The organism is Caulobacter sp. FWC26 (assembly GCF_002742645.2).
In the GTDB taxonomy this organism is placed as follows: Bacteria; Pseudomonadota; Alphaproteobacteria; order Caulobacterales; family Caulobacteraceae; genus Caulobacter.
In genome coordinates, this window is sequence record NZ_CP033875.1 from 1,544,907 (window position 1) to 1,557,116 (window position 12,210).

6 protein-coding genes and 1 pseudogene are annotated in these 12,210 nt (G+C 66.3%); 3 read left to right on the forward strand and 4 right to left on the reverse strand.

The features are described from left to right. Positions 1-61: 61 nt before the first annotated feature. The gene (locus tag CSW63_RS08795; protein ID WP_062093649.1) at positions 62-1,261 is read right to left on the reverse strand and encodes a site-specific integrase; all 1,200 of its coding nucleotides are present in this window, start codon (positions 1,259-1,261) and stop codon (positions 62-64) included. Between the two features lie 477 nt (positions 1,262-1,738). On the opposite strand from CSW63_RS08795, the pseudogene CSW63_RS08800 reads away from it, so the two are divergent. After that, positions 1,739-4,668: pseudogene (locus CSW63_RS08800) on the forward strand (TonB-dependent receptor). A gap of 205 nt (positions 4,669-4,873) precedes the next feature. Here the strand turns inward: CSW63_RS08800 and CSW63_RS08805 are convergent. Beyond that, positions 4,874-8,023: a TonB-dependent receptor domain-containing protein gene (locus tag CSW63_RS08805; protein WP_062093650.1), complete on the reverse strand. Its 3,150-nt coding sequence runs from the start codon at positions 8,021-8,023 to the stop codon at positions 4,874-4,876. Positions 8,024-8,187: 164 nt separating this feature from the next. Here CSW63_RS08805 and CSW63_RS08810 point away from each other — a divergent pair, with 164 nt between their 5' ends. Beyond that, complete coding sequence (locus tag CSW63_RS08810; RefSeq protein WP_062093651.1) at positions 8,188-8,706, forward strand: RNA polymerase sigma factor; 519 nt, start codon at positions 8,188-8,190, stop codon at positions 8,704-8,706. Then, positions 8,691-9,650, forward strand: coding sequence for a FecR family protein (locus CSW63_RS08815; RefSeq protein ID WP_231737282.1), 960 nt, complete (start codon positions 8,691-8,693; stop codon positions 9,648-9,650). Before CSW63_RS08810 ends, CSW63_RS08815 begins: the two co-directional genes overlap by 16 nt. Before the next feature lie 16 nt (positions 9,651-9,666). On the opposite strand, the gene CSW63_RS08820 is transcribed toward CSW63_RS08815, so the two are convergent. Beyond that, entirely contained in the window at positions 9,667-10,854 is a 1,188-nt protein-coding gene (locus CSW63_RS08820; RefSeq protein WP_062093653.1) for an LptF/LptG family permease, read from the reverse strand. Between the two features lie 13 nt (positions 10,855-10,867). Next, the gene (locus CSW63_RS08825) at positions 10,868-12,133 is read right to left on the reverse strand and encodes a glycosyltransferase family 1 protein (RefSeq protein ID WP_099503792.1); all 1,266 of its coding nucleotides are present in this window, start codon (positions 12,131-12,133) and stop codon (positions 10,868-10,870) included. Between the last annotated feature and the right edge of the window lie 77 nt (positions 12,134-12,210).

Consider the following 12,210-nt stretch of genomic DNA (forward strand, 5'->3'; position numbering starts at 1 on the left):
GCCGCTGGCCGTCCAGTGTGCTGGCGCCCTCTAGCTTGAAAGCCAAAAATGGAACGTCAGTTCAGTCCGCTCTGCCCCGGCGTAATTGCACGACCTTGTCTGCCTTCTGAGCGGCGCAATAACCCGTCCAGGCCTCCATCAGCTTTCGGCGCTTATCGAACAGGTCGCCGCGCCGGTAGGCCGCCTCGGCCTTGTTGGCGATGGTGTGGGCCAGCGCCATTTCGCAAACCTCATGCGAAAAGCCCGTCGTCTCCGACGCCCAGTCGCGGAACGTGGAGCGAAAGCCGTGGACAGTGATGTCCGACTTCATACGGCGGATGAGCATCGCCATCGCCATCGACGATAGAGGCTTTCCTGGCTTTGGCCCGGCGAACACGTAGCCCTTGCCATCGGCAAACTGCGCTTCGACAATCTCCATTGCGCGAGCCGATAGCGGCACGCGGTGTTCCCTTCCGGCCTTCATGCGCGTCGCGGGTATAATCCAAACCTTCTTGTCCAGATCGATCTCGTTCCAAGTCGCGCCCAACACCTCGCCAGAACGGGAAGCTGTCAGGATCGCGAACTCTAGCGCGCGCGCCGCCACGGCGCCGCGTGTACGCAGATTGGCCATGAAGTCGGGGATTAGACCGTAGGCCAACGCAGCATGATGGCCGCGCGCAAGTCTCTGGCGCTTGGGTAGGAGCTGGTTGAGGTGGCCGCGCCAGCGAGCCGGGTTCTCGCCTGTACGCAAACCTTTCGCCTTTGCGGCGTCCAACACGTTCTCCATCCGGCCACGTAGGCGTTCGGCGGTTTCCGGCGTGCGCGTCCATAGGGGTTGCAGCACGTCCAGAATATCCTGAGTGGTAAGTTCGTTGACCGGCCGCTCACGGATAGGGGCCGCGTACTTGGTCAAGGTCATTTTCCACTGTGCGGCGTGCTTCTCGTTTCGCCATGACGGGCGCATCGCCTCGACATAGGCGTCAGCGCAAGCGCCGAAGGTCTGCGCCTGGTCATCCTTCGCGCGCTCAACCTTGGGATCGAGGCCGTCCGCGAGCATGGTCCGGAATGCTGCCGCCTCGACGCGGGCGTTGGCGAGCGACAGATCGCGTCCGCCGCCCAGGCCCAATTCCGTGCGTCTGCCGCCGCGCGTGTAGATGAACACCCAGCGTCGCCGGCCGCTGTCATCGATCGAAAGGTACAGACCGCCGCCGTCGGAATGCCGACCGGGCACCTTCAGCTTCGCCGCTTGGATCGCGGTCAGTTTGTGGAGTGATCGTCCCATACCAAACCTCCAACTTAGGCCGGCCCCACTTTCAAACAGTCCCTCGGCCCCACTTCGGGCAACCCCGGTCTGTCGTCCTGACGAAATCGGCCGCGCTCGATTTTCGGCCCCACTTTGGGCCCCACTTTCGGTCCTGTTTTGTACCTGAAATTTGATGAGACGTCGAGAGACAACGCGGGAAGGTATTTCCAGATTTCTTTATAAAATCAGATGTATAATGGAACGCGGTGAGCGCGCATGATGCGGTATGGGACTACTGGTTTGGCGGACTCCGTCTCCGCCATCCCCTTGCACATGGTCCTGTCTCCGCCAGCGTCGCTAACCCCGTGGGTCCGCGCGCCGACTGTTCGGTCAGGCGAAGCGCAGTCTCTCGTGAGCGGTGTTGGGCATGGTGAGGGCTGGGCGGCCGTTCCGCCGGTCAAGATGAAGGTTTCTTGAAGTTTCAGCGGTTCGGCGTCGCCGCCGCGTCCCTTGGTTCTGAGGCCGCTTTGCAGGCCCAACAACGGGGATCGCATATCATGACCGCTCTTTCCTTCCGCCACAGCCTGATGCTGACAGCCGCCGCGCTGTGCCTGGGGGCCACCCCCGCACTGGCTGACAACACGGATCAACCGATCGCCACAGCCGCTTCCGACAGCGTCGTCTCCGAAGTCGTGATCGCCGGCCAGCGCCGCAGCCAGGCGCGCGCGCTTGAAGAGCAGCGCGACAGCCTGACCGTCGCCAACGTCGTTTCGGCCGAAGAACTGCAGGCCCAGCCGACCGCCAACCTGGCCGACCTGCTGTCGCGTCTGCCGGGCCTGTCCTCGGCGGTGGACCAATCGCGTAACCAGGCCGGCACCGGCGAGGCTCAGTACGTCACCATCCGCGGCCTCGACAGCGCCTGGAACGCCTACTCGATGAACGGTGTTCGTCTGGCTCAGACCGACTCCAAGGCCCGTACCATCTCGATGAACCTGCTGTCGCCGTTCGCCCTGTCGTTCGTGCGCGTCGACAAGGCCCCGACCGCCGAGATGGACGGTGACGCCCTGGCCGGCACGGTCGATTTCCGCACCGCTTCGGGTTTCGACTTCGCTTCGAACTACAACCGCCTGCGTCTGCAGGGGCAGTTGGCAGACCGCGCGATCCAGCGCGACGTCGACGGTCTGGGCTACACCGCCCAACTGGAACTGGCCCGCACGTTCGGCGACGCCGAGCAGTTCGCCGTCTATGGCAACCTCTACTATCAGGACAAAGACAACGCCGGTGAGTCGCGCGCGGTCCAGCAGGACTATGTGAAGAAGGACTCCACGGCGCCGGGCCTGATCCGCGATCAGGGCGCCAATCTCTACGCCCGTGGTCCGCAGTGGAATTTCTACCGCAACAGCGTCAAGCGTCAGGGCGGGACCCTGTCGCTGGACTACAAGACCGACGCCCAGAGCCTGTATGGCCGCTTCACCTATGGTGAGTTCAAGCTGCTGACCAACATGGACCAGTCGTCGGCGCGCCTTGGCCTGGCGACCGCGCCTAGCGGTTCCAAGGAACTGGTCGACTTCCTGACCTCGGTGCGTCCGTCGTCGGCCTGGCAGACGAACGGCGACAGCGATCCCAAGGACGTCAAGTTCTATGGCGCGATCCCGGGCCAATACAGCCGCACCGAGCACTCGACCCAGACCCTGACCACCGCTCTGGTCGGCGGCGAGACCAAGCGTGACGCCTTCACCCTGGACTACGCGGTGTCGTACTCGAAGGGCCGCACCGAATATCCGTTCCGGATGCAGGCCGGCTTCTACGCTTTCCCGTTCATCGGCACGCCGGACCAGGGCGGCAAGGCCGTGGCGCCGCTGCTCACCGACATCTCCAATCCGAAGGATCCGCGCGCGGTTCTGCCGCCGGAAGGCCTGCGCTACATCGGCCGCACCGACATCACCCGCCAATGGTACGTGACCTACGGCCACGAATACGCCGAAGAGTCCAAGACCGACGTCAAGGCCAACCTGTCCTGGGATCTTGACCATCCGATCGTTAAGTCGATCAAGGGCGGCCTCAAGTACGAGACGGCGGATCGTGAGTCGAACGATGTCGGCACCGACGACGATAACCGCTTCTACTTCTACAAGAAGGACGCCAACGGCAACTGGACGACCAACCCCGCGCTCCTGAGTAACGGCAGCAACCGTTGGGCCGCACAGGGCGATTATCTGTTCGACCTGCCCGGCAAGACCCTGACCAGCTTCATGATGGGCGGGCTGCAGGTGCCGATGCGTCTGGTCGATCCGGAGTACCTGAAGAAGCAGGCCTACCAGTACGCGGCAACCATTCCGTGGACGGATGAAGTTCTGAAGCGGAATCTGCTCTCGGGCGAGGAGACTCGCGCGTCGGCCTACCTCCAGTCCACCCTGACCTTTGGCGACGCCCTGACCGTCGTGCCGGGCGTGCGCTACGAGGACAACAACTTCAAGGGCGCTTACTGGCGTCCCGAGAGCGTCAAGGGCGCGGACGGCAAGACCACCACGACGCGGGTTCGCGCCTCGTCGGATCGCGGCATGGGCATCGTGCTGCCCAGCCTGGTGGCCAGTTGGCGTCCGAACGAGGAGATCGTGGTGCGGGGCGCGGTGCGTCGCGCCTATACCCGTCCGGCCTTCGACCAGATGATCGGCGCCACCAGCATCTCCAAGGACGCCGACGGCAAGATCATTGCGATTAGCATCGCCAATCCGGACCTGCAGCCGGTGACGGGCGTCAACTATGATCTCAGCATCGAAAAGTACGGCCAGGACGGTCAGTACCTGATGGCCTCGATCTATTACAAGGACCTGAAGAACGTGATGTTCGTCTCGGGTTCGACCAACACCGGCTCGGACTACAACGTCTGGACGGGCGACGTGATCAAGGACGCCGGCGGCGCCGAGATCACCCGCCTCGACAACGCCAAGAATGGTTCGGTGCTGGGTCTTGAACTGGGTCTGCGTCAGCGCTTCACCAGCCTGCCGGGCTTCTGGAACGGCTTTGGCGTCAGCGGCAATGTAACCTTCCAGAAGACTGAGGCCGATATCCGCATCGGCGGTCTGGGCAAGGATCTGAGCCGCCGCCTGATCAATGCGCCCGACAGCATCGTCAACGCCTCGTTGTTCTACAACAAGCACGGCGTGCGGGCCGAACTGGCCTATAGCCGCGTGGGCCTGATCTACAAGGATGTCCGCAACAACAACGACGACACCTGGGTCCAGCCCATGCGGCGCCTGAACTTCAACGCCAATTACCAGCTGCCCTACGGTCTGCAGGTCGGCGTTGCGGTCGAGAACATCCTCAACGACCAGTCCTATTGGGCCACTCAGGGCAAGGCAGAGACTCTGCTCTCGCACGACCGCAAGGGCGGCTATGTCGAGACCGGCCGCACCTACATGATCAACACGTCCTGGACGTTCTGATCCCTCCTCTCGGGAGCGCGCTCGGCTTTACCGCAGAGCGCGCGCTTGGGACCTCTGCTTGAGTAGTTTCTGTCTGTTTTCCGATGGTTCCGTCTGAACCGGGCAGATCCTTTGGCGCGGCCTTCCCCTCGGCGCGCCTTTTCCTTCGAGGCCGGGGGCGTCGCGTCGCCGGCCTCGCTTTTCTGCGGACATGGATTGGGTGATTTCAGAACCGGGCGCGGAGGGCGAAGTTGAACTGTCGGCCTGTGTGAACGCGGCTGGCGATGGCGCGGCTGTGGCGGCCGACATGCGCGTCATAGGCCAAGGCGTCATCCAGATTCACCACCCCGGCCTCGACCTGGGCCCGTTCGTCGATCCGGTATCGGACGCTCAGATCGGTCGCGATCACCGGCCGGATCCAGAGATTGTCCCAGTCGCCCGGCGCTTCCAGAGCGTTGTACTCCGAGAGCATCGCGCCGGTGTAGCGGGCGTTGAAGCGCACGCGCCATGGACCGCGCTCATAGGCCGCGGCCAGGCTGCCCAACCAGTCGGGCGCCGATTGCAACGACGTCGACCGGCCCAGCTCAGCACTGCCGAGGTCCGCCTGGGTCCATTGGCGACTGACGCTGCCCGACAGTTCGAGCGTCGAGGCTGGATCGAAAGCGGGGCGCAGCCGGCGGACCCACTCGGCCTGCAATCCACGGACCGTCGCGACGCCGCCGTTCTGCGGGGTTATCAGCCGGGCCAGGCCCGGCCGGGTGCGTGGCGCGGCATTGCTAAAAACGCCCCCGCTTTCAAACAGGATATTGTCGAGACGTTTTGCCCAGGCCGAAAGGCCCCAGCCGCCGTTGGGCGTGGTTCGCAGCCATTGCAGATCCAGATTGACGGCGGTGATGGCCGCCAGGTCTGGGTTGCCCTGGGTCAGAACCTGACCGCCTTGCTCATCGGTGCTCAGGGTCGCCCCGCCGCCCAGCTGGTAGAGAGCCGGCCGGCTATAGGAGCGCCACAGTCCGGCGCGCAGGACGCGGCCGCCGTCGGGGCGCCAGGTCACGAACACCGAAGGCAGGGTCTCGCCGAACCGACTGTGGTCGGTGCGCCATTCGCCCGGCTCCTCGCCCGACGCCAGGATCTTGGCCAGCCAGTAGCGGCTCCGCACCAGGGTGTCCTCGCGGCGCACGCCGACGGTCAGTTCCATCAAGTCCCAGCGGGCGGTCACCATGCCGTAGGCCGCCGCGACGGACTCGCGACCGAACTGACTTCGGCAGTTGAGGTTGTTGATGGGCAGCGCCCCACAGCCGTCCAGGCTGCCCGGGCCGACCGCGCGGGCGAACCAGGCGTCGAGCGCCTCATGGTCGACGCGCGGCGCGCGCCAGTCGTAGACACCGGGCCAGACCGCCGGCCAAGTCCCGCCGGTCGAGACGCCCAGCGCCCGCCAAGTGAGCCCGGCCTGCCCCAGGACCACGGCGAAGGGGGGATTGGTCCAGTTGCGGCTGGTCACCTCACGTCGGCTGGCCGAGAACGACAAGCCCGCCTTGAGCGTGACTGGACTCTCGCCATCCAGCCACTCGGCGTCGACCGCCGCCTGGGCCCGATCCTGGGCGCTATGCTGCTCGGTCCGCTGCCCTGCGCGGCGCGCCAGAAGCCGCGTGTCGGCTTCGTCCAGATCGGCCTGGAGTTCCGGGGTCAGGCGCGGCCGTGGAAAGCCGCCGGTGTAGTCGATCAGCAGGCCACCATACGTGCGCGCCGTCCGTCCCTGATTGAAGGCGTCGTTCTGGTTCACCCGGATCGAGGCCTCAAGCCGATCCGGGCGATCACTGGTGGCGCGGCTCAGGGTCACGCGCGGGGTCAGAAGCCACGCGCCCGTACGGCCGGCCAGCTGACCCGAGCGCATTTCGCGGCCCGCCAGGGTCAGGACCGTCAGCCCGACCACGTCGGGATTGGTCTCGTACCAGACCCGGCTGGACACCTCGCCCAGCGACAGGCGGTAGCCTCCGGCGGGGTCAGGCGTCCAGCTTCGCGCGCCGCCCACCAACTGGGTCAAGGTCGAGTTCTGTTCGGTGTGCGAGCGCAGGTCGACGAATGTCAGGCTCAGGGCCCGGTCGTCGTTGGGACGCCAGTCGGCCGTGAGCATCACGGAGCGGCTGCGTTCCTGGACTTCGGAGACGCCGGCGTTGAGCGCGGTCAGGGTCAGACCCTCCTCGGGACGCGCGGGATCGCGGGGCGCGCCATGGAACAGCGGGCCGGGCGTCGCCGACCAGGCCCAGGCCCAGCCTTGGTCGTTCTGGGCCGACATCACCCCCGCCATCTCGGCGCTGATCATGCGACGCGTAGCGCGCCGCAGGCTGAGCGCGAGCCCCAGCTGGTCCTGGTCGCCGAACCGTCCGGCCATGACCACGCCCTGCCCGCCGCCGCGACCCGGGGCGTCGTACCGGCGGGCCAGAGACGCCGAACGGGTCGAGACGGTCACCTCCAGCCAGCGGCGTTCTGGAAAGTCGGTCGACCGAAACGGCCGGAAATCGATCGCCCCGGCGATCAAATCGCCTTCCAGGTCCGGCCGCCCGGTCCGGTGGATCAAGACCTCGGAGAGTCCCTCCGGCGGGATCATGTTCAACTGCACGCCGCGCGAATGCGGCAGGCCCTGGGCGACCGGCGCGCCCTGCATCAGGGTGACGCTGAGCTCGGGATTCAGCCCTCGGAGACCCACGAACAGACCTTCGCCCCGGGTAGCCGAGTCGACGCCGGAGACAAACGAACGTCCGGTGGTCAGCACCGTGGTGTCGGGCAGGGCGGCGATGGCGTCGGTGATGTTGCTGATGGCGCGTCCCTCGTAGCGGTCGCGCGACAACACGCTGAAGGTCAGGGGAGCGGCCAGGGCGTCGTCGAAATCGTCCGCCGCCCCGCGCGACGGACGCGGTCCAGGGCGGGCGGCGAGTACGGTCAGAGCGGTCAGCAGCGTGGGGCTCTCCGGCACGGGCGCACGCGTGGCGGAGCGACTGTCCGTTTCGGTCGGGCGAGCGGTAGACGCGGCGGGCTGCGGTCGCCGGACGATCACGAAGGTGCGCGAATCCAGACGCCGCGCCGTCAGGGGCTGCCCCTCCAGCAGGCGGGCCAGAGCGGCCGGGGCGGCCGCGCCGACATCCGGCGGCAAAGCGACGCGCGTGTGCGGCAGGTCTGCGGCCGAGAACAGGATTTGCAGTCGTCCTTGTTCGGCCAGACGCCGAAGCGCCTGCTCCAGCGGCAGGATGACGGTCGTGACTTCGGGACGCGACGCCGTCGGCCGAGCGGCCGCGCTCGCTTCGGTCACCGTCAGGGCCAGCGCCGTCCCCAGGCACAGGCGTCCCCAGGTCTCGCCAAATGGTGCGCCGCCGCTCGCCAAGTCCGTCCTGTCGTGCTGGTCCCCAGAGTTCCTCTAGCGGTGCTGTGTAATGGCTTTCTGACATCGGCCCCTCTATGCTGCTTCACCCGGCGATCTCCTCCGTGCCAAACGCGCAGTCGCGCCGTCTGGGACGCGGGAGAGGCGCGCAGCGGCGCGGACGCGACGTGATAACTGGAACGGATGCAGTTCAGGATCTGGTCGGCCGCTTCGACGGCCGATTGCGCCGCTATGTCTCTCGGTTCCTGGAGCCGGTCGATATCGACGACGCCCTGCATGACATCTACGCACGCTTGGCGCGGCAAGCGGCGCGCATCCCGCCGCCCAGCTTCAACAGCACCTATGTGTTCAAGACGGCTGATGGCGTCTTGCGTGACCTGCATCGCCGACGGCAATCGCGCGACGCAGGCCGCCATGTCGAGTTGACCGAAGACATCCCTTCGGACACGCCTACACCCTTCGAGTCGACGCGCTGGAAACAGAACCTGGACATCTTGCGCGCGGCGATCCTGAGTCTGCCCCGTCAAGAACGATTGGTGCTGATGATGCACCGGGTGGAAGGGCGCAAACTCACCGAAATCGCCGAAAGCCAGCGAATTCCGCTGCGTACGGTGCAACAGCTTCTCGCCCAGGCCTTGGCGCGATGCCGTGGAAAGCTCAAGGAGGACGGATGGTTCGAGCAGTGACGCCCTTGCGCCGTCCAGAACCGGCCGCGCCCCCGATCGTCGAGGCGGATCTGGACGCCGCCGCGCGGCTTGTCGACGCCCTCGCCGCCGAGGAGGCGGGCGGCCCCTCTCCCGTGGTGGGCCGGTCCGACCCGGCGGTCGCGGAGACGGAGGCGGTTTGGGACGCCCTCGGCGCCCTGGAGGCCGAGGACTTTAAGCTTGCCGCGCCGGCGCCCGCACCGCTGTGGCGGCGTCGCGAGATCCAGATTGGTGGATTCGCGGCCCTGGCCGCCTGTCTGGTCGCCGCAGTCTGGCTCCAGGGGCAAGCCGGGGTTCAAGTTTATTCCACCAGCGCCGGTGAACGCCGGGTGGTGGCGCTGAAGGACGGCTCTCGCCTCGAACTGAACACGCGCTCGCGCCTGGAGGTTCGGATCTCGGCCCGCCAAAGGCAGGTGCGGCTGGTTGAGGGCGAGGCGCTGTTTACCGTGGCGAAGCGTCCGGATCGCCAGCCGTTCACCGTCGACGCGGGGGCGGCCAGCATTCGGGTGACCGGCACGCAGTTCAACGTCCGCAAGACGACCGATCAGACCCGAGTGGATCTGCTGGAGGGCCATGTCGAGGTGCGCGGCCGGCGCGATGCGCCGCTGGCGCGCCTGAGCGCGGGCCAGGCCGTGCGGGTGAGCGCCTCGGGCGACCTGACTGTCGGCGCACCGGCTGATTTCGCAAGGGTGCAGGACTGGCGCGCGGGCCGCGTGACCTTGACTCGGGCCCGTCTCGACGCGGCGGTGGCCGACATCAACCGCTACGCCGCCAAGCCCATCGCCCTGGCGCAACCCGCGCTCGGCGATCTGACTGTCGACGGCGTGTTCGAGGCGCGCGACACCCGCGCCTTCGCCCGGGCGGTGGCGACCTTGCACGGCCTGACGTTGCGCGAAGACGACCATCGTCTGGTGCTGTCTCGCTAGACCGCTCGCGTTCAGTCTAGGCTCCGTGGGGGCGTTGTTTCCTGACGAGCGCGGCGAACCTGTCGGCGACGGTTTGCGAGAGCCAGTTGACCGGGTTCTCGCCCGGCCGGTTGCGGCTGGACATCCACACGGTGACGCAAGCAGAGGCGAACAGGCCCGCAGGGACGCCAACCGTCGCCAGCGCCGAAAAGCCTGTCGCCGTGGTGAGGGCTTGACCCATGACCAGCGAGGTCTCGAAGAGGAACAACAGCAAGCCGCCAATCACCATGGCCGACCCCGCCCCGGCCCGCTTGGCGCTCAACGCGAAGGGGACGGCCATCAGCGGCAGCAGCGGTAGAATCAGCGCGCGGGACGAGCGTGTGAACAGTTCGGCGAGCAGCGCCTGGCGGGGCAAGGCGGGCGTCGCCTTACCAAAACCCTGCTGGGCCAATTCCAACAGAGTGAGTTCGCTGACCTTGTCCCCGCGGATCCGCAGAGACTTGGCCTGTGCGACCGGCAGGTCAAATCGAAATCGCGTAAAATCAGCGACATAGACTTCATTGAGGGGTGTCGTGCTGACCTGCCGGCCATCGCTGAGCACCAGGGTGGCCTTCTGCTCTCCGGGGGCCTTCAAGACCTCGGCTGAGGCGGCGGTCAGAACATCCTCCCGGCCGTCGGGGCCGAGTTGCCGGATGAAGATCCGCCGCAGGTGACGTCCGCTGGCGTCGGCGGTGTCGGCGGTCAGCAGGATGTCCTTGCCCGCCGACAATAGCGCCTTCGGCCGCACGTCGCCGTTCCAGCCTGCGTTCGCCACCGCGTGGAGCACCGCGTGATAGGCGTAGCGACTGTAGGGCTGCACGAAGCCGAAGAGCACGATGCTGAACACCATCAGCGCCGCTCCTAAAGCCACGAACGGCGCGGCGAAGCGGTCCAGGGAGACGCCGCTGGCCAGGATCGCGTCGATTTCCGAGCTCTTGTTCAGGCCGTTGACGACGACGAACAGGCCGATGAAAAAGCCGCCGGGCAGGGTGAGGCCGACATAGTGCGGCACCAGGTTCACCAAGAGCTCCATCAGGAACCTGAAGCCCTCGGCGGTTTGGGACAGCACCTGGAACGACCGCATTAGCCGTTCCATCAGGAACATCACCATCGTGCTGACCAAGACCGCCGACATCGGTGTCAAGGTTCGCCGCAGCAGGTAGCGGTCGATCGTATTGGGGATCATCGGGCGACGAGGCTCAAAGAACAGGCAGGCCGTTCGGCTGAGGCTCGACGTAGCCACCCCGTCTGGACCGAGCCAGGCTCGGGGCGCGCCAGGTCGGCGTGCGCGCGGCGTGGCGGTCCAGGGCCTCGGCATAGACTTCGAACACCTCGTCGAGGATGTTTGTCCAGCGATAGGCCGCGCTGCGATCCAGCGCCTCGGCCGCCAGGCGCCGCCGCTCGCGCGTGTCGACCAGCAGCGCCGCCAGCGCGTCGGCGTAGGATGTCCGCTGGTCGTGCGCACAGAGCAGGGCGTCTTTCCCGTCACGCAACAAGGCGCGGGTGTTGGGCGCGTCGGCGCACACCATGGCCAAGCCACAGGCCATCGCTTCGAGATTGACGTTTCCGAACGTCTCGGTCGTGCTGGGATTGAAGAAGATGTCCCCGCTGGCCAGCGCGCTCGCCAGGGTTTCGCCCGATAGGAAACCGGTGAAGACAGCCTCTGGCATACGGGTCTCGAACCAGGCCCGCGCGGGGCCGTCGCCGATCACCAGGACCTGTGGCGCGTGGCCGGCCGCCTTGAGTTGCGCGATCGTGTCCGCGAAGGCCTCCAGGCCCTTCTCCATCACGATGCGGCCCAGGAACACGATCACGGGACGATCCGGGTCGAAGCCCTGCTTAAGGCGCCAGGACGAATCGCGTCGGCCCGGATGAAAAAGCGCGGGGTCCACCCCGCGAGCCCAGGTGCGTACGCGGGTTGAGGGGGCTTCGGTCCTCAGTTCTTCGGCGATGGCTTCGGTAGGAGGCATCACGTAGTCGCATTCGCCGTAGAACTTCCAGAGCTGACGGCGCGCGAGCGGGCGCATGAAGCCCAGCCCGTAATAGTCGAGATAGCTATCGAACAGCGTGTGAAGGCTGGCGACCACGGGCACGTTCAACCGGCGACCGAACTTCAGCGCCGCCGAGCCCAGGAAGTCCGGCGCCGACAGGTGGATCAGGTCGGGGGCGAAAGCCTCGATATCCCGGCGGATGTGCGCCGGAAGGCCAAGCGCCACACGGTAGTCGCTCCGGAAGGGGACCTTGACCGAGGGCACCGAGACGAGATCGCCGACGGGCGCAAAGGCCGGGGTCTGCGAGGTGGGCGAATAGACCCGCACCTTGGCGCCCCTGCTGCTTTGCAAGTGGTCGACCAAACGGTTCAGGGACTTATTGGCGCCATCTAAGGTATAGTTGTAATTGCCGGAGAATAAAGCGATCCGCATCGACCGCGTTTCGCCCGCGCCCATCAGTCTCTGGCTTTCCATGCTTGCCCCTTCGCGTGTCGACTTGGCTCTCCACCAAGACGACGCGCTCGCCCCTTCACCACACGGATTGTGATCAC